The organism is Streptomyces canus (assembly GCF_030815415.1).
In the GTDB taxonomy this organism is placed as follows: domain Bacteria; phylum Actinomycetota; class Actinomycetes; order Streptomycetales; family Streptomycetaceae; genus Streptomyces; species Streptomyces canus_F.
The window spans coordinates 9,552,126-9,575,556 of record NZ_JAUSWW010000001.1 but is presented as its reverse complement, the minus strand read 5'-3'; the positions used below and the strand labels follow the sequence as shown (position 1 = coordinate 9,575,556).

Annotated in this window: 24 protein-coding genes and 3 pseudogenes; 9 read left to right on the top strand and 18 right to left on the bottom strand. The window is 68.7% G+C overall.

What is annotated here, in order from left to right:
* The first annotated feature begins 124 nt into the window (after positions 1-124).
* The 4 genes from QF037_RS44510 (at position 125) to QF037_RS44495 (ending at position 2,873) form a co-directional block, all read left to right on the top strand.
* Positions 125-541, top strand: a complete 417-nt coding sequence (locus tag QF037_RS44510) for a hypothetical protein (protein ID WP_307035463.1) — start codon at positions 125-127, stop codon at positions 539-541.
* A gap of 617 nt (positions 542-1,158) precedes the next feature.
* Complete coding sequence (locus QF037_RS44505) at positions 1,159-1,941, top strand: MBL fold metallo-hydrolase (RefSeq protein WP_307035461.1); 783 nt, start codon at positions 1,159-1,161, stop codon at positions 1,939-1,941.
* A gap of 38 nt (positions 1,942-1,979) precedes the next feature.
* A complete protein-coding gene (locus QF037_RS44500; RefSeq protein ID WP_307035459.1) occupies positions 1,980-2,372 on the top strand; it encodes a nuclear transport factor 2 family protein in 393 nt (130 codons plus the stop codon).
* Positions 2,373-2,447: 75 nt separating this feature from the next.
* Entirely contained in the window at positions 2,448-2,873 is a 426-nt protein-coding gene (locus QF037_RS44495; RefSeq protein ID WP_307035457.1) for a PPOX class F420-dependent oxidoreductase, read from the top strand.
* A 106-nt stretch (positions 2,874-2,979) separates the two neighbouring features.
* Here QF037_RS44495 and QF037_RS44490 read toward each other — a convergent pair whose 3' ends face one another.
* The 3 genes from QF037_RS44490 to QF037_RS44480 form a co-directional block, all read right to left on the bottom strand.
* Positions 2,980-3,468 carry a MarR family winged helix-turn-helix transcriptional regulator gene (locus QF037_RS44490; RefSeq protein ID WP_307035455.1) on the bottom strand — a complete coding sequence of 163 codons (489 nt, stop codon included), beginning with the start codon at positions 3,466-3,468 and terminating at the stop codon, positions 2,980-2,982.
* 85 nt (positions 3,469-3,553) lie between these two features.
* On the bottom strand, positions 3,554-4,141 hold the full coding sequence (locus QF037_RS44485) for a TetR/AcrR family transcriptional regulator (protein WP_307035454.1): 588 nt from the start codon (positions 4,139-4,141) through the stop codon (positions 3,554-3,556).
* A 65-nt stretch (positions 4,142-4,206) separates the two neighbouring features.
* The gene (locus QF037_RS44480) at positions 4,207-5,022 is read right to left on the bottom strand and encodes an oxidoreductase (protein WP_307035451.1); all 816 of its coding nucleotides are present in this window, start codon (positions 5,020-5,022) and stop codon (positions 4,207-4,209) included.
* A 285-nt stretch (positions 5,023-5,307) separates the two neighbouring features.
* Between QF037_RS44480 and QF037_RS44475 the strand changes: the two genes are divergently transcribed.
* Positions 5,308-6,159, top strand: a complete 852-nt coding sequence (locus tag QF037_RS44475) for an MBL fold metallo-hydrolase (protein WP_307035449.1) — start codon at positions 5,308-5,310, stop codon at positions 6,157-6,159.
* A 183-nt stretch (positions 6,160-6,342) separates the two neighbouring features.
* Positions 6,343-6,666 (top strand): hypothetical protein, encoded by a 324-nt coding sequence (locus QF037_RS44470; RefSeq protein WP_307035447.1) that lies wholly within the window; start codon positions 6,343-6,345, stop codon positions 6,664-6,666.
* Between the two features lie 39 nt (positions 6,667-6,705).
* On the opposite strand, the gene QF037_RS44465 is transcribed toward QF037_RS44470, so the two are convergent.
* Positions 6,706-7,311 carry a TetR/AcrR family transcriptional regulator gene (locus QF037_RS44465; protein ID WP_307035445.1) on the bottom strand — a complete coding sequence of 202 codons (606 nt, stop codon included), beginning with the start codon at positions 7,309-7,311 and terminating at the stop codon, positions 6,706-6,708.
* A gap of 330 nt (positions 7,312-7,641) precedes the next feature.
* Here QF037_RS44465 and QF037_RS44460 point away from each other — a divergent pair, with 330 nt between their 5' ends.
* The gene (locus tag QF037_RS44460) at positions 7,642-8,697 is read left to right on the top strand and encodes an aldo/keto reductase (RefSeq protein ID WP_307035443.1); all 1,056 of its coding nucleotides are present in this window, start codon (positions 7,642-7,644) and stop codon (positions 8,695-8,697) included.
* A gap of 478 nt (positions 8,698-9,175) precedes the next feature.
* Here the strand turns inward: QF037_RS44460 and lpdA are convergent, their stop codons facing one another.
* The 5 genes from lpdA to QF037_RS44435 all read right to left on the bottom strand — a co-directional run bounded on the left by lpdA (position 9,176) and on the right by QF037_RS44435 (position 13,535).
* Positions 9,176-10,588: a dihydrolipoyl dehydrogenase gene (gene lpdA, locus QF037_RS44455; RefSeq protein ID WP_307035441.1), complete on the bottom strand. Its 1,413-nt coding sequence runs from the start codon at positions 10,586-10,588 to the stop codon at positions 9,176-9,178.
* Between the two features lie 228 nt (positions 10,589-10,816).
* Positions 10,817-11,161 carry a hypothetical protein gene (locus QF037_RS44450; protein WP_307035439.1) on the bottom strand — a complete coding sequence of 115 codons (345 nt, stop codon included), beginning with the start codon at positions 11,159-11,161 and terminating at the stop codon, positions 10,817-10,819.
* A 166-nt stretch (positions 11,162-11,327) separates the two neighbouring features.
* A complete protein-coding gene (locus QF037_RS44445) occupies positions 11,328-12,389 on the bottom strand; it encodes an LLM class flavin-dependent oxidoreductase (RefSeq protein WP_307035437.1) in 1,062 nt (353 codons plus the stop codon).
* Positions 12,389-12,922 carry an SRPBCC family protein gene (locus QF037_RS44440; protein ID WP_307037700.1) on the bottom strand — a complete coding sequence of 178 codons (534 nt, stop codon included), beginning with the start codon at positions 12,920-12,922 and terminating at the stop codon, positions 12,389-12,391. Before QF037_RS44440 ends, QF037_RS44445 begins: the two co-directional genes overlap by 1 nt.
* A gap of 115 nt (positions 12,923-13,037) precedes the next feature.
* Positions 13,038-13,535 (bottom strand): winged helix-turn-helix transcriptional regulator, encoded by a 498-nt coding sequence (locus QF037_RS44435; protein WP_307035435.1) that lies wholly within the window; start codon positions 13,533-13,535, stop codon positions 13,038-13,040.
* A gap of 403 nt (positions 13,536-13,938) precedes the next feature.
* Here QF037_RS44435 and QF037_RS44430 point away from each other — a divergent pair, with 403 nt between their 5' ends.
* On the top strand, positions 13,939-15,318 hold the full coding sequence (locus QF037_RS44430) for a DHA2 family efflux MFS transporter permease subunit (RefSeq protein WP_307037698.1): 1,380 nt from the start codon (positions 13,939-13,941) through the stop codon (positions 15,316-15,318).
* A 67-nt stretch (positions 15,319-15,385) separates the two neighbouring features.
* Here the strand turns inward: QF037_RS44430 and QF037_RS44425 are convergent, their stop codons facing one another.
* From QF037_RS44425 to QF037_RS44410, 4 genes and pseudogenes are all read right to left on the bottom strand, one after another.
* A complete protein-coding gene (locus tag QF037_RS44425; RefSeq protein ID WP_307035433.1) occupies positions 15,386-16,258 on the bottom strand; it encodes an alpha/beta fold hydrolase in 873 nt (290 codons plus the stop codon).
* A gap of 100 nt (positions 16,259-16,358) precedes the next feature.
* On the bottom strand, positions 16,359-16,832 hold the full coding sequence (locus QF037_RS44420) for a winged helix-turn-helix transcriptional regulator (RefSeq protein WP_307035431.1): 474 nt from the start codon (positions 16,830-16,832) through the stop codon (positions 16,359-16,361).
* Positions 16,833-16,915: 83 nt separating this feature from the next.
* Positions 16,916-17,274, bottom strand: a pseudogene (locus QF037_RS44415) (zinc-binding dehydrogenase); the annotation flags it as partial.
* A 266-nt stretch (positions 17,275-17,540) separates the two neighbouring features.
* Positions 17,541-18,041: a PaaI family thioesterase gene (locus QF037_RS44410; RefSeq protein WP_307035429.1), complete on the bottom strand. Its 501-nt coding sequence runs from the start codon at positions 18,039-18,041 to the stop codon at positions 17,541-17,543.
* Positions 18,042-18,145: 104 nt separating this feature from the next.
* Here QF037_RS44410 and QF037_RS44405 point away from each other — a divergent pair, with 104 nt between their 5' ends.
* Positions 18,146-18,613, top strand: coding sequence for a winged helix-turn-helix transcriptional regulator (locus tag QF037_RS44405; RefSeq protein WP_307035427.1), 468 nt, complete (start codon positions 18,146-18,148; stop codon positions 18,611-18,613).
* A gap of 669 nt (positions 18,614-19,282) precedes the next feature.
* Here the strand turns inward: QF037_RS44405 and QF037_RS51165 are convergent.
* From QF037_RS51165 to QF037_RS44380, 5 genes and pseudogenes are all read right to left on the bottom strand, one after another.
* Positions 19,283-19,741, bottom strand: a pseudogene (locus tag QF037_RS51165) (alpha/beta hydrolase fold domain-containing protein); the annotation flags it as partial.
* Between the two features lie 380 nt (positions 19,742-20,121).
* Positions 20,122-20,329, bottom strand: a pseudogene (locus QF037_RS44395) (TetR/AcrR family transcriptional regulator); the annotation flags it as partial.
* A 285-nt stretch (positions 20,330-20,614) separates the two neighbouring features.
* A complete protein-coding gene (locus QF037_RS44390; protein ID WP_307035425.1) occupies positions 20,615-21,043 on the bottom strand; it encodes an ester cyclase in 429 nt (142 codons plus the stop codon).
* Positions 21,044-21,232: 189 nt separating this feature from the next.
* Positions 21,233-22,294 carry an alkene reductase gene (locus tag QF037_RS44385; protein WP_307035423.1) on the bottom strand — a complete coding sequence of 354 codons (1,062 nt, stop codon included), beginning with the start codon at positions 22,292-22,294 and terminating at the stop codon, positions 21,233-21,235.
* Between the two features lie 194 nt (positions 22,295-22,488).
* Complete coding sequence (locus QF037_RS44380) at positions 22,489-23,280, bottom strand: SDR family NAD(P)-dependent oxidoreductase (RefSeq protein WP_307035421.1); 792 nt, start codon at positions 23,278-23,280, stop codon at positions 22,489-22,491.
* Positions 23,281-23,431: the final 151 nt, after the last annotated feature.

Below are 23,431 nucleotides of genomic sequence, written 5' to 3'. Positions count from 1 at the left end.
AACACCTTGGATCCCCGCAAACCCTTAGTGTCCCCGTAGTAATCGCCGAAAACACCGGACCTCCCTGAACGGCACAGATGTGGCCTGGCTTGTTGATCAGCCTTCCCGTCCAGTGGGTTCGGCAGTGGCGCCGTCGGACTGGAGGGCGACGAAGTCGGCGTGGGCCGCCTGGGCGGCTTCGGGGTATGCCTGCGCCTTCTTCGATGGCCGAACTCGACGACTTGACAGGGAAGACGACCGCGTCGACGAGTCGGCCGAAGAGGTCGTCCGGAAGCTCGGGCTGGGTGGCGAAGTGGGGCAGGAGCGGGCCGACGAAGGCATAGGCGGGGATGCCTGCCTCGGTGAGTTCGGCAAGGGTGCGCAGGCGGCGGGAGGCGAGTGGGGCGCGTACCCCCAGCCAGCGGCTGACCTTGTCATCGGTGGTGGTCACGGTGATGCCGACCTCGGCGCGGGGCAGGCCGGCTCCCGCCGCTTGTGTTCCGGCATCTTCGCCAGCTCCTCGCGGGCGAGCTCGACCGCGTTCTTCTTCACGTACAGGTAGTCGCCCCACTCCTTCACCGACCGGCCGAACTGGCGCCCCTGCCGACCCGACCGTCCGCATCCGGGACGCCGGGTTCTTCTGCTGCCCAAGGGCCGAGTGGCCGATGACGACCAAACCCACATCCATGGAACAATAATCTATGGAAGTTGCTTCCATGGAATGTAAATGCTTTGCTGGACACAGGTCGGCGGTGGTCACCCACCTGGGCTCAGGCCGCTTCGGAGAGTCAGATTTATCCCCTTATGGGATATAAGGAGTGAGTGTCATGACCGTTCCCCCGTTCAACTCGGTCGCCTGGTTCGAGTTCGGCACCGACCAGCCTCCACTCCGTAATGACGCCGGAAGCCCCGCAACCGGCCGGCGGCGTATGGGAATCCCAGGGCACCTTCCCGAACTACGCGGTCTTCTACGTCCACGTCCAGGGCGTCGCCGAGACCGTCAAGCGTGGCCAGGGCTCGGCGCCAAGGTCCTCATGGAACCGGTCTCCGACTCCGCGGGCTTCACCTTCGCCCGGCTGCAGGACACCACCGGCAACCACTTCGGAGTGTTCTCCGCACCCGCCGCCTGACCGGTTCCGCAGGGCCGCGTCCGCACTGTTCACCGCCTGGAGGTTCCCGATGTCCGGCGCCAGCGCCACCAGCGAAAAGATCCCCGTCCGCGTCTACGGCGGTCCGACCACCGTGATCGAATACGGCGGGCTGAGGTTCGTCACCGATCCGACCTTCGACCCGCCGGGCGACTACCCCATGCCCCTCCCCGGCGACCACAAGCTCGTCAAGACCGAGCCGTCACCTGTCACCGCCGCCGGCCTGGGCCGCGTCGACGCCGTCCTGCTCTCCCACGACACCCACGACGACAACCTCGACTACGCCGGCCGCGCCTTCCTGCCCGAGGTCCCCGTCGTCCTCACCACCGACAGCGGCGCCGGCCGCCTCGGAGGCAACGCACGAGGACTGGCCTTCTGGGAGACCGCAGAGATCCAGCGCCCCGACGGCACCACCGTGACCGTCACGGGTGTGCCCGCTCGGCACGGTCCCATCGGCTGTGAACCGGTCACCGGCGACGTCATCGGCTTCGTCCTCACCTCCGACGACCTGCCCTCGGTCTACGTCAGCGGCGACAACGCAGCCCTGGAGCACGTCAAGGAGATCGCCCAGAAGTTCGCTCCCGTCGACACCGCGGTCCTCTTCCTCGGCGGCGCCCGCATGGCGTTCGCCTTCGACGGCGCCCTGCTCACCCTCGACAGCGCCCAGGGCGCCGAGGCCGCGCGCATACTCGGCGCCCGCCGGGTCGTCCCCGCCCACTTCGACAGCTGGGCCCACTTCAAGGAAGGACGAAACGAGATCGAGGCCGCGTTCGCCGAAGCCGGCCTCGCCGACCGCCTCCACTTCGCCCGCTAGCCACCCATCCCCCGCACAAGAACCCAGGAGCAAACGGCATGACCAGCACGAACATCGACATCGCCCGCACTTACTTCCAGGCCGTCCAGAACGGAGACATGGCCGCTCTCGGCGAACTCCTCGACGCCGACATCGTCTGGCACCAGCCCGGCGCCAACCAGTTCTCCGGCGAGCACAAGGGACAGGCCGCCGTCTTCCAGATGCTCGGCAGCATGATGGAGACCAGCCAGGGCACCTTCGCCATCGACAAGGTCCACACCCTCATGGGCAACGGCGACCTGGTCACCGCAACCATCCACTTCACCGGCCGCCGCGGCGACACATCGATGAGCATGGACGGCGTAGACCTCCTGCGCGTCGAGAGCGGCAAGATCACCGAAATGTGGCTCTTCTCCGCCGATCCGGCCGCCGAGGACGCCTTCTGGGGCTAGAACCCGCGGTGCCCGAGGCCGAACTCGGCCTCGGGCACATGTGAGTCGATCCGTACGCACACGAAAGGCACCCGCATGCGGAAGATGACCGAGCAGCAGTGGCGTACGTCCGTCACGCACGGAACCCGCACCGGGAAGCTGTCCACCGTCCGCGCCGACGGCAGCCCCCATGTGACACCGGTCTGGTTCCTCCTCGATGGTGACGACATCGTGCTCACCACCGAGAAGAACGGGGTCAAGGGCCGCAACCTCGCCCGCGATGGACGGTTCGCCCTCTGCGTCGACGAGGACCGGCCACCGTATGCCTTCGTCCTGCTCCAAGGACGCGCGGATATCTCCGAGGACCCCGACGACACGCTGCGCTGGGGCGGCCTGCTCGGCGCCCGCTACATGGGTGCCGATCGCACCGAGGAGTACGCCGCCCGCAATGGCGGCCCCGGAAACCTCCTCGTCCACGGCCACATCGACAAAGTCATCGCGTTCGACGGCATAGCCGACTGACGGTGGGCTGACGGGGCGGGGTCGGGGAAACACGGTCTCCCGTCGGCGGTCTGTCAGCCCAGGGGCACCGCGCGGCCGTCGTGGCTCACAACGCAGGCCGGCCAGGCTACTTCGGCGCCCGCGCGCCCGGCGCCGACGTCTGCCCGGCGGCCTTCCGCTCCGAGTCCAGGGCCCTTCCGGCTGCCCGCAGCATGCTGAGGACCGCCGTCACCTCGCGCACGGACTCCGCGGGAATCACCGACCCGATCCGCAGCTCCAGCTCGTCCTCGAAGACCTTCAGCGCCCCGTCCACCAGCTTCCGTCCTTCAGGCGTCAACTCGACGATCGAGGAACGGCGGTCGTTCGGATTGGCCCGCCGCGCACAGAAGCCCGCCGACTCCAGACGGTCGACCACCTTGCTCGTGCCGCCCACCGTGATGGAGAACTCCTCCGCGATGTCCTGGATCCGCGGCCCGGGCCGATGCGACAGCAGGTGCAGCACCTCGAACGAGGTCAGCGGCAGGTCGTACTCGGCTTTCAACCGCCCCTCGATGCCGTTCCACAGCTCGATCTCCAGCGAGACCAGCTCCCGGTACAGCAGCTTCAGGTCAGCCATCACTCATCTTCCGGAGAATTATCTTCCATGGATGATTAATGGTAGGTCATCAGCGTCGGGACGGGCCTCATGGAGATGGCACTCGTCAGTTGTGGTGTTCGGTGTCTATCAGTGCGAGGGCGTTACGGATGCCTTGTTCGAGGAGTTGGTCGGCGAGTTGGCGGTCGGTCAGGGCGCGGGAGAGTTGGAGGGTTCCGGCCATCATGGCGAGGAGGCTGAGTGACGTCAGGCGTGCCGAGGGTGGATCGTGGGGGGCCAGGCGGGCGGCGAAGCCGTCGATGAGGACGAGGGCGCCGTGGGTGTAGGCCTGTCGGGTGGGGTCGGTGGCGCGGGCGATCTCGTCGAGGAGGGCGGCGTTGGGGCAGCCGTCCTCGATGTTGTCGCGCTGCTGGGGTGAGAAGTACCAGCGGATGATCTGTTCGAGGCCGGCACGGCCGGGTGCGGCCTGGGCGACGATGGTCGCGTGCTGGGCGCGCATCTGGTCGGCGATGGCGGTGGCGACGAGGTGGTCCTTGGAGTCGAAGTAGGCGTAGAAGGTGCCGCCGGTCAGGCCCGCGTCCTTCATGAGGGTGGCGACCCCGGAGCCGTCGATGCCGTCCCGTTTGAGTCGGCGGCCCGCCGTCGCGATGATCCGCTGCCGTGTCTCCTGCTTGTATTCCTTCGCGTACCGCACTTGTGTGTTCCTCCGTCGCAGCCGGGGCCTGCCTCCAAGCTGCCGCTGGCCAGGTCCGCGGGTTGTCAGGCAGGTAGGCGGTTGTTCTTGCGGATCTGCTTGTCGAAGGCTCCGGCGGGGACGAGGCGGCGCGCCGTGGTGACACGGGAGGCCAGCGGACCGGCGGTGTAGCGCAGCTTCGGCTTCCTGTCGGTGGCCGCGGTGACGATCACCTTGGCGACGACGGCGGGATCGTCGCCGGCCTTCATCGCCTCCGCCATGACCTCGTCGAAGACGCGCCGCCGCTCGGCGTACAGGGGCAGCGGGGTGTCGGGCTGCGCGGCGTTGGTGTCGAAGCTGGTCTTGGTGTAGGCGGGCTGGACGATCAGGACCCGGACGCCGTGCTCGCGGACCTCATGGTCCAGCGACTCGGAGTAGCCCTCGATGGCGTGCTTCGACGCGACGTAGAGGGCCATGAAGGGCTGGGGGGCGATCCCGAGGACGGACGAGATGTTGATGACGCGTCCGCCGCCCTGGGCGCGCATGTGCGGCAGGACGGCCTTCGTCATGCGGATGACACCGAGGACGTTGATGTTCAGGAGGTTCTGGGCTTGGGCGACGGAGTTCTCCTCGACGGCGCCCGACGAGCCGATGCCCGCGTTGTTGACCAGCACGTCGATACGCCCGAACCGGTCGATCACCTCTCCGACCGCGACGCCGGCCGACTCGTCACTGCCGACGTCGAGGTCGAGGTACGTCACGCCGGGGGGCGGGGTGAGTCCTGAGGTCTTGCGGCCGGTTCCGATCACCTCGAAACCTGCCTCCACGAAGGCGCGGGCCGTCTCCTTGCCGATCCCCGATGAGGCACCTGTCACGAGCGCGACGGGCCGGGTTGTCGTCATTATGAGCTCCTTGCATTTACATTACGGTCGTATGCCTTACGTTCGTACGACCATATGCCGAGCGCCGGTCGATGGCAAGCGGCCAGTCCGGTGCGGCGGCAGTCGACCGCCCGCCTGAGCACGGCCCGGGACCGTCCGGCGCCGACCGCGCACCCCTCGTCGCTCACCGAACCCCACCGTCACGACCTCTGCGTTTGACGACAGCCCCGCACGGGGCTGCACTTGATTCATGGAGGCTGCGGCGACTCCGTCCTAGGGGGCGACTCCGTCCTGGGGAGAGCAGCGATGACAACCATCGAGAGTTTCGACCTTCTGCAGCCGTACAAGATCGCCGAGGAGACGTTCGTCATCCCGTGGGCCCTTGAGGCACCGCCGGTCGGCCACTTCCCGATGAACTCGATGGTGATTCGGGGAGCCGAACCGGTCCTTGTGGACACCGGGGCGCCCGCAGTGCGCTCGCAGTGGCTGGAGGCGGCCTGGTCCGTCGTGGATCCCCTGGACGTACGGTGGATCTTTCTCACCCACGACGACCGCGACCACGCCGGCAACCTCCTGGCGGTCCTCGCGGAATGCCCGAGCGCGACCCTGCTGACGACATGGTTCTCCATCGGCCGCATGGCCGAGGAGTGGGAGATTCCCATCAACCGGTGCCGCTTCATGACCGACGGCGACACGATCGACGCGGGCGATCGCACCCTGGTCGCCAAGCGACCGCCCCTGTACGACAACCCCACCACCCGAGCCCTCTTCGATTCGAAGGCCAACGTCCTGTGGGCCGTCGACACCTTCGCCACGAACGTGCCGACCCCTGTGCCCGAAATGGCCGCGCTGTCGCCGGACGAGTTCCGCGACGGCCAGTTGTTCGGCGGACGCCTGGTATCCCCCTGGGTCGCCCTGCTGGACGCCCAAAAGTTCGGGAAGGTCGTCACCGGCTTCCAACAGTTGGACGCCGAGGTCATCGCCGGCTGCCACTGCCCGGTCCTGCGCGGAGCCCAGATCCCCGAGGCCTACGACCTCCTCCGCCAGCTCCCCGGAGTCCCACCCTGGACAGAGTTCACCCAGACCGACCTCGACCAGTGGATGGCGGCTGCCGAGAGCTCGGTTCCGCCGGAGCAGCCACGGCCTTCGGCGACCTGAGCGGCACCGCCGCGCGACGTTGAGATCTGCCAGGCTCCGGCGAACGGAAAACCTGGCGCTCCGAGGGGGCCGCTCGACTACGGTCGCCGGGGAGGTGACCGCGTGTCCTGGCCATCTGTGATCATTCTGGTCCCCGCGGAGCGACGCCCGTCGATTGAAGGGCGAATCCGTTCCCTTGGGCTCGTGCCGGATCCCGTGACGGGCGACGAAAAGCTGCACCAGCACGGGTACTCGTACTACATCGACCTCTCGGGTGGGATCCTGGCCGACTACGAGCCGGAGGAGCTCGAGCAGGTGAGGACCCAGATCGGCGAACCGTACGCGGTCTACCTGTCGTGCCAGTCCATGGACGCGGCCCGGCCCTTCCTCCGCGACGTCCTGCCCGGTGTCGACGGTCTTCTCGACACCAACCACTACGAGATCCTGCGGGCGAGTGAGTTCCTCACCCTGATGGACCGGCACCCTGGATGGGACTGGCGTCGCCAACCGAGCACAGACCTTCAGTAAACCGCTCCACGTCGGCGTCCTGTCACCTTCGCGACCAGATCAGGACGGCGGACCGGCCTCGGCGAGGGCGGCATCGACCACCAACTCCGCGATGGATCGCGCACACGCGCCGGTGCGGTTGTCGTTGAGTGCGGTGCCGCGTGCGGCCGCGCCGTCGAAGAGCAGCGCGAGTTGCTCCCCGAGCTTCTCCGGGTCGGCGGCCCCGGCCTGCCGTGCGATGTCTGTGAGGCGGTGGGCGAACTCCCTTTTGTATGCCACAGCCAGCTGGTGGGCGGAGTGCTCGGGGTCAGGCACCTCGACGCTGACGTTGAGGAACGGGCACCCCCGGAACGGGGCGATGGTTTCCGCCGGCTTCCGGTCGAAGATGGCGAGGAGCTGCTCGCGCGGGCTGAGAGTCGGCTGGGTGGATGACGGGGCTACGGGCAGGAGAGGCTCCACCAGCGACTCCAGGTATGCCCCGACGAGCTCGTCCTTGCTGGGGAAGTGCGCGTAGAGGGTGCGCTTCGAGACCTCGGCGACGGTCGACAACTGATCCATCCCGGTGGCATTGATCCCTTGCGCGATGAACAGCTCGGTTGCCGCCTTGAGGATCCGCTCCCGGGCGCCACGCCCACGACGCCGACGTACGGGCTGAGTTTCGATCACAGCGTTAAGGATACCGATCGTTTTACATAAGGCGGCGAGCCAGCTACGGTGAAACCTTAAGTAGACAGATCGTCTTACTTAGCCGCACCCGGCATCGCATCGCAACGGTTGGGTGGTTCGTCGGCGCCGCGCACCGGATCCGGGCGCGGTCGACGCCCCCGACCACGGCGCCGCGCCATCGTCCGGAGTCGCGCCTGACCGGAGACCGCCCGCCCTGCCTGGTCCCACCGACGGGACCGCGGGCGCGATGGTGCGCCGGAGGGCATAGCCGGTCGGCGGGCGCGCCGGCCGCCGCTTGCGCCGATGCGAAATCAGCACCAAGGAGACCTGATGCGTTACACGACCTTCGGACGACGCACAGGACTGCGCGTTTCGGAGTACGCGCTCGGCACAGGGAACTTCGGCACCGGCTGGGGTGCCGGCGCCGAACCGGACGAGGCACGCCGGATGTTCGACCGGTTCGCCGAGGCCGGCGGAACGTTCCTCGATACCGCCGACGGCTACCAGTTCGGCGAGTCGGAAGAACTGGTGGGCAAGTTCGTCGCCGCCGACCGAGACCACTTCGTCCTGGCGACCAAGTTCACCAACGGGGCCAGTCCGCAGCCCGGCATCTCCAGGACGGGCAACAGCCGCAAGAACATGGTCGCTTCACTGGAAGCGAGCCTCAAGCGCCTCGGTACCGACTACGTCGACCTGTACTGGGTCCACTTCCCCGACGACCTCACGCCCATGGAGGAGATCCTGCGCGGGCTCGACGACCTGGTCAGCTCCGGCAAGATCCTCCACGCCGCCCTGTCCAACTTCCCGGCCTGGCGCGTCTCCCGCGCCGCGACCCTCGCGGACCTCAAGAACTGGGCACCGGTCGCGGGCATCCAGATCGAGTACAGCCTCGTCGAGAGGACCGCCGACCGCGAGCTGCTGCCGATGGCCGAGAGTCTGGGGCTGGGCGCCGCCCTGTGGTCGCCGCTCGGCGGCGGACTGCTCACCGGCAAGTACCGCCGCAGCGCCGAGGGACGGCTGACCGATCTCAAGGCGGTCATCCACACCGAGAGCACCGAACAGAAGACGGCCGTCGTCGACACCGTCCTGGCCGTCGCCGAGGAGACCGGCGCGACGCCTGCCCAGGTGTCGGTGGCCTGGGTACGTGAGCGTGCCGCGCAGGCATCCACCTCGTTCGTCCCGATCATCGGCCCGCGCAACCTCAACCAGCTCGACGACTACCTGGGCGCCCTGGACGTCCAGCTCACCCCTGAGCAGTTCGCGCGCCTGTCCGACGTCAGTGCGGTCCCCCTCGGAGTGCCCCACGAGGCCTCCGCCGGCGCCCGGGACTCCGTCCAGGGCGGCGACGCCTCCCTCATCACCCAGCCCGCCGTACCCACAGCCTGAGCAGCGCCCCTTTGCCGTCGGCGGCCTCGTGCCGTCGACGCCCTTCCGTCACGGGCCGTGCGCACGCCGCAGGACGGCAGAGTCGTCTTCCTGGTCGAGACCCGTTCCACCCGGCCGTCGCAGCCGCCCTCGCATGGAGCGATTCCGCGCCAGAACCCGGACGCACCGGCAACGCGCATCGTCGACACATTGCCGCGCGGCGCCGGTCCGCGCGGCTGAATCACGCCTGCTCGACGGACGCCGGGCGACGCTGCCGGCCAGGAAACGTCGCACTCCGCCTGATCACGCCCCTGCGTTGCTCCATGCTCGGCTTCAACTGACGCACGGAACAAAGGGCAGACCGAGCCCTCCCCGCGACCGCAAGGCGTCCGGTTCATCACCGAGGGAACCGCCGCGCACCCGAACGTGTGACGGCAGGACCCCTTGGCAGCTCCAGGACGCGAAACCGACCCGATCACCAGGGGCCCCTGCCGCACCGCTACATGTTGATCATGTGGCCGGCGAGGCCGTGGACGGCTTCCTTGACTGCCTCTCCCAAGGTGGGGTGGGCGTGGACGTTGCGGGCGACCTCGTGGACTGTCAGGTCCCACTGCTGGGCCAGGGTCAGCTCGGGCAGGAGTTCGGTGACGTCGGGGCCGATGAGGTGGCCGCCGAGGAGTTCACCGTACTTGGCGTCGCTGATCAGCTTCACGAACCCGGTCGCGTCACCGAGACCGTGGGCCTTGGCGTTCGCGGTGAACGGGAACTTGGCCACCTGGACGTCGAAGCCCTTCTCCCTCGCCTGCGCCTCGGTGTAGCCGAAGCTGGCGATCTGGGGCTGGCAGAAGGTGGACCGCGGGATCATCACGTAGTCCAACTCCATCGTCTCCGCGCCCGCGAGGGTCTCCGCGGCGACCACGCCCATCGCCTCGGCGGCGTGCGCGAGCATCAGCTTCGCGGTGACGTCACCGATGGCGTAGATGTGCGGGACAGAGGTGCGGCACCGTCCGTCGACGTCGATCGCGCCGCGCTCGGTGACCGTGACGCCCGTGTTCTCCAGGCCGTAGCCGGTGACGTTCGGCGCGAAGCCGATCGCCTGAAGGACCTTGTCCGCCTCCAGTACCTGCTGGGTGCCGTCCTTGCCGGTGACCGTGACCCGCACCTGCGGGCCGGACTCGTCGATCGATTCGACGCGGGTCGAGGTGAGGACGTCGATGCCCAACTTGCGGTACTGCTTGGCGAGTTCGGCGGAGACCTCGACGTCCTCCAGCGGCGCGATCCGGTCCAGGAACTCGACGACCGTCACCTTCACGCCGTAGTTGTGCAGGACATAGGCGAACTCGATACCGATGGCACCGGCGCCCGCGATCACGATCGACTGCGGCAGGTCCTCGGCGAGGATCTGCTCCTCGAACGTCACCACGCGCGACGTACGGCGGGTACCGGGCAGCAGCTTCGGGGTCGCCCCGGCGGCGATGATGCAGTGATCGAAGCCGATGGTGCGGGTGTTGCCTTCGTAATCGGTCACCTGAAGCGTGTGGGCGTCCAGGAACGTACCCCGGCCGCTGACTTCCGTGATCTTGTTCTTCTTCATCAGGTAGTGGACGCCCTTGACCCGGCCGTCCGCGACCTTGCGGCTACGGCGGAACGCCTCCCCGTAGTCGAAGGAGACCTGCCCGTCGACCTTGATGCCGAAGGTCTTCGCCTCGCGGGTGAAGACGTGCGCGAGTTCGGCGTTGCGCAACAGGGCCTTGGTGGGGATGCAGCCCACGTTCAGACAGACGCCGCCCCAGTACTTCTCCTCGACGACCGCTACGCGCTTTCCCAGTTGGGCGGCCCGGATGGCGGCAACGTATCCGCCGGGGCCCGCGCCGAGTACCACGACGTCGAAGCGCTCACCCTGCTCATCCATGGACGGTTCCTTTCCGTTGGGGCGGCCGATTCCCGCGAGGGGCCGACGTGCTCCCGATCGAACAACCTGTTCCTGCTCACCGACTGAGCAGCGGCGGCCTGTGCCACCGCCTGCCGCAAGGAGACCACCGGAGCGAGTGAACGTCGCCCACAGGGTCACCAGCTCGGCGGCAGTCACCCAGACGCTCGCTTCAGCGTCGCGATGCCGTGATCTATGCCCGCGCGGCAATCATGGACGGCGGGACGACGGCTCGTCGACTCCGCGTACTTCGGCCTCGGTGTCACCCAGGCCGAAGATGTCCAGCCCGATGGCCGCGACTGGACCGTGGACGCCCGGCTTGGAAACGGCGTCCGGCGCCGCCGCGTTCACTGCGCCCCACGCCGGCGACGGGCCCGTCAGAACGCCGTGCCGAACCTCACGCACGCCTTGCTGCGGCGCCTCCTCGACGATCCACTGCATCGAGAACTGACGGCCCAGGCGCCCCAGGTCCCAAGAGAGCGGTACCCCGACGCCGTGGCCCGGCCGCCGATCGAACTGCTGCTGACCGCGCCGACCGAACACGGCGACCTGCAATCGGACGTTCCCGTCACCACCGTCGCGCGGCTACTGCTGGCCGGCCCGTGCCAGGGCAACCGGATCATCGCCGCGGCGGACTGCGTCGGCGCCCATGGCCGAGGTCGGCCGACGCCTTCGGGCCACACCTCGCGACGGCTCTCCGCGACCGGGCCCGACCGTCTCGCTACCGTGCCACCTCGTCCTCGATGTCACGGACCAGGCCGATGGCCCGGCCCAGGGTGGCGAGCCGGACGTCGAGGGTCTCGCCGGCGGGATAGAACCGCACGGTGTCGACACCGGCGTCGCGCCACACCCGCAGCCGCTCGCGCACCATGTCCTCGGTGCCGATCAGAGTGGTCGCCAGCACCATCTCGTCGGTGACCAGCGCGGCCGCACCGTCCCGGTCGCCGGCCTGCCAACGCGTGCGGACCTCGGCCGCCACGTCAGCCCAACCCTGGCGGCTGTAGGCGTTGTTGTAGAAGTTCGTGGTCGCGGAGCCCATGCCGCCGAGACTGAAGGCCAGTTCCTTCTTGCGACCCGCCACCATCTGGCGCAGCGCGTCCTCGTCGTCCGCGAAGGCGACTTCGGCGCCCTGGCAGATGTCAAGGTCGGTGCGGGCGCGACCGGCGGCGGCCAGGCCCTGGTCCAGATGGTCGAAGTACGCCTCCTTGGCGCCCTCGGGCACGAAACTGGTACCCAGCCAGCCGTCGGCGATCTCACCGGTCAGGTGCAGCATCTTCGGTGAGAGGGTGGCGAGGTAGACCGGAATGTCATGCTCGGCGCGCATCGACAGACGCATGGGTTTCACCTCCCGGCCCGGCAGCGGAATGCTGAACTCCCGCCCGGAATAGGAGACTTTGGCGCCCGAGGCGGCCTGGCGCACGATCTCGACGGTCTCCCGCATCCGTGACAGCGGCCGATCGAAGGGCACGCCGTGCAGTCCTTCGATCACCTGCGGCCCCGAGGGGCCCAGTCCGAGGAGGAAGCGCCCCTGGGAGATCTGAGAGAGGGTGATCGCGGCGCGGGCGATGGCCATCGGTGTGCGGGTGCCGAGCTGGATGATTCCGGATCCGAGAAGCATGCGCTCGGTCTTCGCGGCGAGGTAGCCCAGCGGCGAGGGCGCTTCGGAGCCCCATGCCTCCGCCACCCAGCAGATGTCCAGCCCGAGCTTCTCCGCCTCGGTGACGTAGTCGACGATCTCCCGCCAGTCGCCACCGGAGGCTTCGATCGTGGTGGAGGTACGCATCACAGACTCGCCTCACTCGCGGTCGGGGCGCCCTCGGCCAGCTTCTTGATCGCTTCGAGGGTGGCGGTCATGTTCGTCTCAAACTCCCGCATGCGTACGAAGACGATCTTCTGTTCCTTGTCCGGCATACGGTCGATGGCGAAGGAGAGGCCCGAGCGGGCCGGCCCCATCTGCATCCACTCCCGCAGCAGGGTGCCGCCGTCCTGCGGCTCCAGCGCGAACCGCCAGATCGCCGTCGGGTTGAGCGGATCCTCGACCGCCCAGGCGATCGCCCTCGGGGGCTCGTACTCGACGATGTGGGACGTGGTGGCCCACTCCCCCAGCGACTCGTGCTTGCTCCGGCCGATGAACCGGGCTCCCAGAGCAGGGCCGGTTCTGCCGTCCAGCCATTCGACGGACCGCAGCTCCGCACTCATACGCGGCATCAACTCGACGTCGGACGCCAGCGCCCACACCCGCCCCGGCGGAGCGGCGATCCAGGTGTGGACCTCAACCGTCGGCTTGTCCGCATAGCGCGCACCCGTCCACTCCACGATCCCGTGGCCTCCCTGCCTCACCCGAGAACTCTTCTGACCAGACCTGACCAGTAAAGTTGCGTAGATAGACTTACATGTCAAGGGCACACACAGGTCCGGCCCAGACGTCGGGTCAGTCCGCGAATCGCTCCCGCACGTCCGGCCGGACGGCCAGGTGCGGCGGATAACCGGGCCCCATCCGGGGGCGGGTGTTCTCCGCGGTCATCGGCTCGCCGCAGGAGGCACACACCACCTCGGCATGGGTCTCCTGCCCGCACACCTCGTGGCGCATGGTCACCGGCGGGCCCGCTTCACCGGCCAGCCAGCGGTCCCCCCACCGGTTCATCACCAGCAGGACGTCGTAGAAGTCCCGACCCTTCTCGGTGAGCACGTAGTCGTAGCGAACCGGCTCCGTCTGGTAGGGCCGCTTCTCCAGCAACCCCTCATCCACGAGCCGGCGCAGCCGGTCCGTCAGCGTGTTGCGGGCGATTCCCAGCGACTCCTGGAACGCGTCGAACCGCCGGATCCCGTAGAACGCCTCGCGCAGCACCAGGGGCGTCCACCAGTCCCCGAGCAGGTCCATCGTCCGGGCGATCGAGCAGGGCCACTGCGCAAAGGATGTCCGCCTCATGAACCCCAGCATAGGTTCGTCCGGTCATGAGACCCAGCAGGGCGCAGCGGCTTCCTGAGCTGCACCGCCACACCTCGGACGCCTTCCTCGCGATGCTGCGGGGCGAGGGCGTCGGAAAGATGGTCGTCAAGCTCTGAGTCCACCTTCGACGGACCGCGAGAGGGGCCTGCCGCCCGTGCGGCAGGCCCCTCTCGCGTTGGTCCTGCACACCGTCGGCCGCGCCAAGTGTTTGCGCGCACCGACTCCACCTGCTTAGAATTACGTTCGTAATTTAATTACCTGCTGCACTTGGACCCTCCATGGACCTCTCCGCCAGCACCGCCCTCGTCACCGGAGCCAACCGGGGCAACGCAAGCAACCGGCCCGGGGCGGCGGCGCCTTCTGGGCCGTGGCCATCACCAGCATGGCCGGATTCATCACCGCGCTCGACAACCTGATCGTCACCACCGCCCTCCCCTCCATCCGCGAGGACCTCGGCGGCGGCCTCGAAGACCTTGAGTGGACGGTGAGCGCCTACACGCTCACCTTCGCGGTCCTGCTCATGTTCGGCGCCTCCCTCGGGGACCGCTTCGGCCGCCGGAGACTGTTCGCCATCGGGCTCGCGATCTTCACCGCCTCCTCCGCCGCGGCCGCACTCGCCCCGGGCATGAGTGAGCTGATCGCCGCCCGAGCTGCGCAGGGCGTCGGCGCCGCCATCGTGACACCCCTGACACTCACCCTGCTGTCGGCCGCCGTCCCCGTCGAACGGCGCGGCGCGGCCCTGGGGGTCTGGGGCGCGGCCAGCGGCATCGCCGTCGCCATGGGACCGCTCATCGGCGGCGCGCTCGCCGAGCACCTCTCCTGGCAGTGGATCTTCTGGGTCAACGTCCCGCTCGGCCTGGCACTGATCCCGCTCGCCCTGCTGCGGCTCGACGAGAGCCACGGCCCCAACCCGAGCCTCGACCTCGTCGGAACGGTCCTGGCCAGCGGCGGCCTGTTCGGCATCGTCTACTCCCTGATACGCGGCAACGCCGACGGCTGGACCAGCACAACGGTGCTGGGCGGTTTCCTCGCGGGTACGGCCCTCCTCGTCGGCTTCGTCTTCTACGAACTGCGCGCCCAGCACCCGATGTTGCCGATGCGCCTGTTCCGCAACCGTTCCTTCAGTGCCATCAACGCCGCCAGCCTGCTGATGCTGCTGGGCATGTTCGGGGCCATCTTCCTGCTCAGCCAGTACCTGCAGACCGTCGGCGGCTACTCACCGATGGAAGCCGGCGTGCGCATGCTGCCCTGGACCGCCATGCCCATGATCGCCGGACCGCTCGCAGGCGCGCTCTCCGACCGCATCGGCGGCGCACCCGTCGTCACCGTGGGTATGGCCCTCAACGCGGTGGGCCTCGGGCTCTGGGCACTGACGGTCGAGCCGCAGGTGTCGTACACCGCCCTGCTGCCGGCGCTGATCGTCTGCGGAATCGGTATGGGCATGTTCTTCGCCCCGTCCGCGAACCTCGTCATGAGCACGGTCCGCCCGCAGGAGCAGGGCATCGCCTCCGGCGCGAACAACGCCATCCGAGAGGTCGGCGGCGCCATCGGCGTCGCGTCGCTGGCGGCGGTCTTCTCCGCGCAGGGCGGGTACGGGTCCGCCTCGCTGTTCGTGGACGGGCTGATCCCGGCGCTCTGGGTCGGTGCCGGAGCGGTCGCCCTGGCGGCGGCCCTGGCGCTCCTGATGCCCCGCCGACGCAAGGCCGACGGCCCGGCCCCCGCCCTCTCGGGTGGCACTCCGGCCAGCGCCCCGGCCCTCTGAAGCCCGTACCGAGGGGCGGCCCGGCCCGGCCCCTCGGGCCGGCACCGCTTCGGTCACGCTGGGGAGATCACGGGCCGGCCCTGCCGGCCAGGAAGGGCCGCAGGTGCGCCAACATCGCCTCCGGCTGCTCCTCCGGGATGAAGTGGCCGCACTCCGGGATCTCGGCACCGGTGACGTCGTCCGCGTAGCCACGCCAGATCTCCAGTGTCGGCAGGCGGGCAGGGAGTCCCACGGAACCCCACAGCGCCAGCAGCGGCATGCTGAGGCGGAGGCCTTCGGCGGCGTCGACGTCGTCGAGCGCGGTGTCCTCCTCCATGGCGCGGTAGGCGTCGAGGCTCGCGCGCAGGGCGCCCGGGCGGGAGAAGGCACGGACGTAGCCGTCGACCGCGTCGGCGGTCAGGCCGTGGCGGTTGTAGGTCCACCGCTCGAAGAAGTACTCGAGATACCCACGGATGTCCTGCCCCACCAGGCGCTCGGGCAGATCGGGCTGCATGTGGAACAGCCAGTGCCAGTACCCGGAGGCGAGTGAGGCGTCCAGGCGGCGGAACATCTCCCGGGTGGGAACGATGTCGAGCACGGCCAGCCGCTCCACCTGGTCCGGGCGGTCCAGCGCCCAGCGGTGCCCCACGCGAGCGCCGCGATCGTGGCCCACCACCATGGCCCGCTCGAAGCCGAGCGCCTCGACGAGGCCTGCCATGTCGGCGGCCATACGCCGCTTGTCGTAACCGTGGGTGGGCTTGTCGCTCAGTCCGTACCCGCGCAGGTCCGGCGTCACAACGGTGTGGTCGGCGGCGAGATCCGCCAGGACCGGCCGCCAGCATTCGGAGGTCTGCGGCCAGCCGTGAAGCAGGACGAGCAGGGGTCCGGACCCGGCTCGGACGTAGTGCAGACGGACCCCGTCCACCTGCGTCACTCCGGTCTTTACCGTCGGCTGTCCCATGGATAGGCCTTCCTGACATCACGTGAGCCAACCGCCCGGACGGTCAGGCTCTTCTGCTCGCCGCCGACCCCACCCGGAAAGCTGACGGAGGAGCCCCAGCTCACTCGGACGACTTCATACGAAACGCTGGGCCGGGGACGCTCTCGATGTCCTGCGCCTGCACCGGGTGGCCCAGTTCGCAGCGGATCTGGACATCGACGTGTGCCCCGCACTCGTGGTGTCGCGCCAGTACCGCCGGCCCCTCCGGGTCGGCGCGGTAACGGTCGCCCCACTGGAGCAGCCCCATCACGGCCGGCACCAGATCCATGCCCTTCGCAGTGATCACATACTTCGGCCGACTCCGCGCACCGGGCTCCTTGTACGTCTCGGTCGCCAGGATCCCCTGCTCCACCAGCATCCGAAGCCGTGTCGCGAGGAGGTTGCGGGGGCAGCCGAGGACGCGTTCGAAGTCGCTGAAGCGGGACGAGCCGTACCAGACCTCGCGCAGGATCAGGATCGTCCACTTCTCACCCACGATCTCGAGAGTCCGCGCGATCGAGCAGTTGGACGTGTCCCGGTCGAGTCGGGGGTCCATGCCGGTGCCTTGAAGAACTTCGGTCCACGCATCCATGGGAGCGATTCTAACCGATTTAAGTTTACTTTCCGATACTCAGCCGAGCGCAGGGCGTCGGTTGCGACGAGGACGGCGATGGCCTGCATGCCGACGCGGTCGGCCTCGACGAGGAGGGCCTCGTAGGGGACGCCCCGTTCGGCGATGTCGACCGTGCGGTAGTCGATGGCCTCGTCCACGCCCAGGGAACGCAGGAAGTCGGGCTTGGCAGCAGGCGGTGCCGATGACGTACGCGCCACGGAACTTCGCGATCTGCACGGTGAGATGTCCGACGCCGCCGGCCGCCGCATGGATGAGGACCCCGCCGGTATCGACCACATCCAGGGCGGCGCTCTCCCGCTCGCCGCCCTGACCGCCTACCAGGCTTGGGGACGAAGGCGCGGGCCGGGCCGGTCACGTACTCGGCACACCGACGCTGTCCGCACCCGGCGCACCCGCCCCTCGACCGGGTCTCCCCTCCCGACGAGGTCGCCGGCCTGGCCGCGTTCCTCCTCGGCCCGGGGGGCGGAGCGAGCGCCGGGCGGCGACTCGTCCAGTGTGCCGGGCCCTCACTGACATCTGCGCCCGGGCGCCTCACACGTCACCAAGGGAGAGCGGGCCGCCGCCGGGCGGAACATCGATGCGCTCCCGGTTGTCCCGACCGCCCCACGAACCGAGGCTCCGCCTGCGGAGTCATCGCTGAGGGGCGGGTACCGGGAAGAGCATGCAGCTGCTGGTGGCGTGGGCCAGCAGTCGGTCCGTCGCGTCGACCAACTGGGCCTGGGCGAGGGCGGTTTGGCGGCCCTTGTTGACGACCGTGCCGATGGCGCGCACCGGGCCCGTGTCCACGGTGATCCGCCGCAGGAACTTCACCGTCAGGTCGAGCGAGGTGTACGCCACACCCTGCGGGAGGGTGGACTGGACGGCGCACCCCGCCGCCGAGTCCAGCAGGGTGGCGAAAATGCCGCCGTGCACGCTACCGATCGGGTTGTAGTGCTCCTCCCCCGGCGTCAGCGAGAACACCGCCCTGCCCGGCTCCACCTCGTCCAGTGTGAAGTCGATGGTGTAGTTGATCGGCGGACCCGGGAGGCGCCCCGCCATCAGCTCGCGCAGGAAGTCGATGCCGGCCATGCGCCCGGCCGCCTCCGCCAAGATCGCGGGATCGTCCCATTGATACGTACGTGTTCGCCCCACGGTCCAGTGCCCTTCCCTCTGCCCGTCAGCTGACTTTTTCAAATGAAGCTAGACTTTTGCGCACCTGACTGTCAATGGCGAAGCCAGAGCTTTACGATGGCCGCATGGAGTGGCTTGAGGCGAGCACCGAGAACTGCCCCGTCCAGCGCACGCTCGACGTGATCGGCGAGAAATGGACACTGCTGATCCTGCGTGACGCCGTCAACGGCGTCCGTCGCTTCGACGACTTCCGCCGCCACATCGGCCTGTCGGAGGCCGTCCTCAGCGACCGTCTCCGCAAGCTGACCGCGGCCGGCATCCTCAGGACCGTCCCCTATCAGGAGCCCGGCAGCCGCTCCCGCAACGAATACCGCCTGACCCGCAAGGGTTGGGACCTGTGGCCCGTCCTGATGGCACTGACTCAGTGGGGCGAGGCATACGCGCTCGGCCCCGAGGGACCTCTACTGGACGTCCGCCACACCGATTGCGACGCCCCGGTCCGCGTCGTCGTCGAATGCTCCGCGGACCACGCCACCCTCACCCCCAGGGAAGTCACCGCCCGGCTGGGAACAGGCGCCCGCCTCCGGGCGTGAGCCATCGCCGGCACCCTGGCCGCATCGATGCGCGGTTCTCCAGTGGGCGTCGCGTCGGACCTGGCCGTCTTTCCGCCGGGCCCTATCCAGGCGCCGAGACGTGACCCGGGGTGAGCGGACGACCGCGGAGTCCGGCTCGGATGTTCCCTGTCCTGCGCTGAGCCCGTCCAGCAGGAGGTCCCCCAGCTCGGAGAACGCGTCACCGGCGGTGAGGCCGGTCCTTGTACGGGATAGCCCGGCGGGTGGCCGGTGCGACGGAGCCTATGAGGGTGAGGCCGGCGCGCAGCCGTGTGAAACTCGTGAACGTGCCCAGATGGGTCTCGAACCAACGAACTGCGGCGGCGTGACGACATCCCGGGCGGGTGCGCGGGTCTTGCGACTGCCGCGCCCTGGCCGCTCGGTCAGATCTTCGCCTTCTCCCGGACCCACGCGCCGATCTCGGCGATGGCGGCGTCGGTCTCCGGAATGCGGCCGGCGCCGTAGACGTACGAGTGCTGGCCTCCGGGGACCATCACGGTCGCCGTGTCGATTCCGGCTTCCTTGACGCGGGCGGCGAACTCCTCGTCCTCGCCGGCCAGAACCTCGTACGTGCCCCAGGAGACGAGGGTGGGGGGGCAGGCCGCTCAGGTCCGCGCGGTTCAGATTGATCCTGGTGTCCGTGAACTCGATGCCGGTGCCACCGATCCAGGCGTCCCGGAAGAACTCCAGCAGTTCCTTGCCGAGGATCTTGTCGGTCCCGGCGTTGGCCGTGATGGTCTCATTGGCGATTTCGAGGTCGCACCAGGGAGAGATCGACACGATGGCGCCGGGCAGGAGCTGCTTCTTGTCGCGGAGGCGAAGCGCCAGAGCGACGGCGATGAACCCGCCGATCGAGTGGCCGATCGTGATGATGTTCCCCGGCTCATACCCTTCGGAGAGCAGCCAGTTGAAGGCCGCCTCCGCGTCGTCGACCTGAGCCGGGTACTTGTGTTCCGGTGCCCGCCGGAAGTCCAGGACCAGTACGGGGGCCCGGCGGCCTTGGCGATATGGCCGGCGAGCTTTCGGTCGACGTGTGCCGACGCCAGCACGGACCCCCCGGCGCGCGTGTGCAGGAGGACGTGGTCGGTGTTGGCGTCGACGGGTTCGCACCAGATGCCCAGAACGCCGCCCGCGTCCACCTCACGGTAGGTGACGCCTTCCGGCTCCCGTGCGGCGAGATGGACTTGCTCCGCCTGGATACGTGCCGCATCCAGCTCCGACGGGGGATTCGCCCCTGCGGCCAGCCAATCCGCGAATTGGATTGCTTCCGGGCTCAGTTGGACTGCGACGTGCTGAGACATGTGGTGCCTCCATGGGGGCTTTGGACATACCGGCTGGCCAGGGCCGGTGTGGGTGGGGTAGCCGGCGTAGCCGATCTCGTCTGCCATGGCGGTGGCGGCCTCGACGGCGAAGTGGATGCGGTTGTCGAGTCAGCCGCCGGTCTCGTTCGACCGGACCGGCTTCTGATCGATGCGCGGATGGCGCAGGGCTACCTCGTCGAGGAGGGCGGCGTTGGGCAGCCGTCCTCGATGGTGTCGCGCTGCTGGGGGGAGAAGTACAGCGAATCATCTGCTGGAGGCCGGCACGGCCGGGCGCCGCCTGAGTGCCGTCGGTCAGGCCCGCATCCTTCATGAGGATCGCAGCCCCGGAGCCGTCGATGCCATCGCGTTTGAGCCGGCGGCCGGCCGTGGTGATGATCCGCTACCGGGTCTCCTGCTTGTGTTCCTTCACGTACCGCACGATGTGTTCCTTCGTCACAGCCGGAGCTTGCGCCCCGGCTGCCGCTCACCTGCGCGTACCTTCTCACCCAGGGTCATCGACAACACCCGCCTGAAGCTCGAGCGGCTGACCGAGCACGGAATCCTGGTCAAGACCGAGCGGATCTTCTTCACGCAGCCGCGGCCGTAGCCGCCCGGCGCCGCTACGGCCGGCCCGCCTGCCCCTTCCGTAAGGGTGAAACCGGCATCGGCTCAGGTATCCCTCTCAGGACTGCAATTGGGCGAAGAGCGTCGCCAGGTCGATGAGGCCCCAGTGCTCGGTGAGCTTCCCGTCGGCCACCTTGAACATGCGGAGCTCCAGCACCTTGATCGATCGGCCGGTGGCGGGAGTGCCGTTGAAGGACCCGGTGTTCGTGCCGGTGAGGACGAAGCTGATCGCGAACCAATCGTCCTCGGCGACGACACGGACCGGCGTGGCGGCGAAGTCGGGGACCGCGTCGAGGAACGACGTCAGCACCGCGCGGGTCTCCTCGACGCCGGTGGTGGTGCCGTCGGCGGCGTGGGAACGGAAGTCCGGCGCGTACAGAGAGAACAGGGCGTCGAGGTCACGCAGGTTGACGCGCCTTACGTACTCATCGGCAAGCCTGTGCAGGTCGGCGGTGGACGCTGGGGTTTGAACGTTCGAGTGAGACATGTGCTTCTCCAATATGGGCGGCCGGAGCGGCTCCACCCCGGTGACGGACAGTGGAATCGAGCCGAACCAGGGGGGTGGACGAGCAGGGCCTGGCACGCCGGAGTGGCCGAGGAGCGGGGCCATTTGGGCATACCGGTCGGCGAAGACCGGTATGACAGAGGTGGGTTCAGACGCAGAGCGTGAGGCTCGTCAGGCGGAGAGGGCGGCGTAGTCGGTGTAACCGGCCTCGCCGCCGCCGTAGAACGTGGCGGGGTCAGGGTCGTTCAGCGGCGCGCCGGTGCGTACGCGCTCGGCCAGGTCGGGGTTGGCGATGGCCATCACGCCGACGGTGACGACGTCGGCCAGGCCGTCTTCGATGTCCTTGGCGCGGGTGGCGATGTCGGTGCCGGCCCGGTTGAGGACCAGCGTGGTCGGCCACAGCTTGCGCAGAGTGCGCAGAAGGTCGTCGTCGCCGCCGTGGCCGATGTGCAGGTAGGCGAGGTCGAGCGGCGCGAGGGCGCGCACGAGTGCCGGGTACAGCTCGTGGGTGTCGCTCTCCGCGATGTCGTTGAACGGGTTGCCCGGAGAGATCCGCAGGCCGGTGCGGCCGGCGCCGATCTCCTCGGCCACGGCGGTGGCGACCTCGACGGCGAAGCGGATGCGGTTCTCGATGGAGCCGCCGTAGCCGTCGGTGCGCTGGTTGGTGTTGTCGGCGAGGAACTGGTGCAGGAGGTAGCCGTTGGCGCCGTGGATCTCGACGCCGTCGGCACCGGCCGCGATGGCGGCTGCGGCGGCGCGGCGGAAGTCGTCGACCGTGGCGGCGACTTCCTCGGTGGACAGTTCGCGCGGTACCGGCATCTGCTGGAGCCCCGAGGCGGTGAACATGGTGCCCGCCGGCTGGACCGGCGAGGGGGCGACCGGCTGCCGGTGGTGCGGGGTGTTGTCGGGGTGGGACATCCGCCCGGCGTGCATGAGCTGGATGACGATGCGCCCGTCGGCCTTGTGCACGGCGTCGGTGACCTTGCGCCACCCGGCGATGTGCTCGTCGGTGTGGATGCCCGGGGTCACCGGGTAGCCCTGGCCGTCGGCGGAGGGCTGGGTGCCCTCGGTGATGATGAGCGCGTGGGAGGCCCGCTGGGCGTAGTAGTCGGCGTTCAGCTCGGTCGGAACGCCTTTCGGCGTGGACCGGTTCCGCGTCATGGGGGCCATCGCCAGCCGGTGCGGCAAGGGGATTTCGCCGACGACGATCGGATTCCACAGGGCGTTCGACATGGATGATTCCTCAAATGAAGGGTGCGAGATGAAGGGATGAGAGAGCGGCGGAGTGACCGCTGCGCCGCGCTTGGCGGGCACACGGCCGCCGCCATTGCAGTGCCGGCCTGGACGCCGTAGAACCCTTGGGTCGTGTGCGGCCTCTGCCGTGCGGGCGCCACAAAGCCACGCCCGCAACGGAGTTGCCGCGATTGTCAGCCGCGGTAGCGAGCGGCCGGGACCTTCAGCGAGAGGTTCGGGACGAGCGCCTGGCGCGCCTTCTCGAACGATTCCCAGTCGCTGATCTCCGGCAGCGACGGGATGGTGACGGGCTCCCCGGCGTCGAGGCCGGCGAGCGCCGCGTCGACGGTGTCCTCCGCGCTCATGATCCACTCGTCGGGGAACGCCTCGAGGTCGGCGCCGGAGCCGTCCCAGAACTCCGTGCGCACGGCACCCGGCAGCACGGCCTGCACGACGACGGGACTCTCGGCGAGTTCCTGCTGCAGGGCCTGAGTGAATGTCAGCACGTAGCTCTTGGTGCCGCTGTAGACGGCGCTGACGGGCAGGATGTTGAGAGCCAGGGCAGAGGAGATGTTCACCACGGTGCCGCGGCCGCGACCCGTCAGGCCCGGCAGGACCGCGGTGGTCAGCCTGGTCAGCGAGGTCACGTTCAGATTGATCAGCGCCTCGGAGGCCGCCGCGTCGGAGACTGCCAACGGCGTGAACAACCCCCCGCCGGCGTTGTTGATCAGGACCTCGATGCTTTCGTCGGTCCGCAGACGCTCCTCGACCACGGAGATCTGCGCCGCATCGGTGAGGTCGGCGGCGATGACGTCCACCGCACGGCCGGTGCGGCCGCGGATGTCCGCCGCCAGCTTCTCCAGCCGCCCGGCGTTCCGGGCCACCAGGATCAGGTCGTAGCCCCGGTCGGCAAGCCGCTGCGCGTAGGCCGTACCCAGGCCGGCGGACGCGCCGGTGACGACGGCGGTCTTGTTCTGCGTGGTCATGGGTTGGATCTCATTTCTTGTGACGGATGAGGTGGGCCGAAGCACCGGCCCTGCTTTAGATTACGATAGGTATCTAAAAGCGTCCCGTCAACAGCCTCCGGGGTCGGCGGATGGAGACTCCTCGAACACGCGGCTGCCGCGGACGGTTTCG

Bases quoted from the DNA above. Each gene is read 5' to 3' on its own strand.
- lpdA (WP_307035441.1), bottom strand. From the start codon at position 10,588: ATGGATGAGCAGGGTGAGCGCTTCGACGTCGTGGTACTCGGCGCGGGC.
- QF037_RS44420 (WP_307035431.1), bottom strand. From the start codon at position 16,832: ATGGACCCCCGACTCGACCGGGACACGTCCAACTGCTCGATCGCGCGG.
- QF037_RS44475 (WP_307035449.1), top strand. From the start codon at position 5,308: ATGACAACCATCGAGAGTTTCGACCTTCTGCAGCCGTACAAGATCGCC.
- QF037_RS44505 (WP_307035461.1), top strand. From the start codon at position 1,159: ATGTCCGGCGCCAGCGCCACCAGCGAAAAGATCCCCGTCCGCGTCTAC.
- QF037_RS44425 (WP_307035433.1), bottom strand. From the start codon at position 16,258: ATGGGACAGCCGACGGTAAAGACCGGAGTGACGCAGGTGGACGGGGTC.
- QF037_RS44380 (WP_307035421.1), bottom strand. From the start codon at position 23,280: ATGACCACGCAGAACAAGACCGCCGTCGTCACCGGCGCGTCCGCCGGC.
- QF037_RS44385 (WP_307035423.1), bottom strand. From the start codon at position 22,294: ATGTCGAACGCCCTGTGGAATCCGATCGTCGTCGGCGAAATCCCCTTG.
- QF037_RS44490 (WP_307035455.1), bottom strand. From the start codon at position 3,468: ATGGCTGACCTGAAGCTGCTGTACCGGGAGCTGGTCTCGCTGGAGATC.
- QF037_RS44405 (WP_307035427.1), top strand. From the start codon at position 18,146: ATGGAGTGGCTTGAGGCGAGCACCGAGAACTGCCCCGTCCAGCGCACG.
- QF037_RS44460 (WP_307035443.1), top strand. From the start codon at position 7,642: ATGCGTTACACGACCTTCGGACGACGCACAGGACTGCGCGTTTCGGAG.
- QF037_RS44500 (WP_307035459.1), top strand. From the start codon at position 1,980: ATGACCAGCACGAACATCGACATCGCCCGCACTTACTTCCAGGCCGTC.
- QF037_RS44495 (WP_307035457.1), top strand. From the start codon at position 2,448: ATGCGGAAGATGACCGAGCAGCAGTGGCGTACGTCCGTCACGCACGGA.
- QF037_RS44390 (WP_307035425.1), bottom strand. From the start codon at position 21,043: ATGTCTCACTCGAACGTTCAAACCCCAGCGTCCACCGCCGACCTGCAC.
- QF037_RS44435 (WP_307035435.1), bottom strand. From the start codon at position 13,535: ATGAGGCGGACATCCTTTGCGCAGTGGCCCTGCTCGATCGCCCGGACG.
- QF037_RS44445 (WP_307035437.1), bottom strand. From the start codon at position 12,389: ATGCGTACCTCCACCACGATCGAAGCCTCCGGTGGCGACTGGCGGGAG.
- QF037_RS44430 (WP_307037698.1), top strand. From the start codon at position 13,939: ATGGCCGGATTCATCACCGCGCTCGACAACCTGATCGTCACCACCGCC.
- QF037_RS44480 (WP_307035451.1), bottom strand. From the start codon at position 5,022: ATGACGACAACCCGGCCCGTCGCGCTCGTGACAGGTGCCTCATCGGGG.